The following is a 233-nucleotide window of genomic DNA, read 5'->3' on the forward strand; positions in this document are numbered from 1 at the left end:
GTCCAGATCGCCGCCGACGACGCAAACAAGAGCAACACGGCCTCCGGCGTGACCTTCAAGGTCCAGGCGCACGACGACAAGGCGATCCAGGCCAGCGGCCAGCAGAACGCCACCGCCCCCGTCAACAACGAGAAGGTCCTCGGCGCCGTCGGCCCGCTGAACTCCGGTGTGGCCACGCAGATGCAGCAGGTCTCCGCGACCGCCAACCTGGTCGAGATCTCGCCCTCCAACAC

The 233-nt window shown here is 67.4% G+C and carries 1 pseudogene; it reads left to right on the forward strand.

What is annotated here, in order from left to right:
- A pseudogene (locus tag KVT44_RS57270) lies at positions 1-233 on the forward strand (ABC transporter substrate-binding protein); the annotation flags it as partial.

The organism is Streptomyces sp. GbtcB7, assembly GCF_019091445.1.
GTDB lineage: Bacteria > Actinomycetota > Actinomycetes > Streptomycetales > Streptomycetaceae > Streptomyces > Streptomyces mirabilis.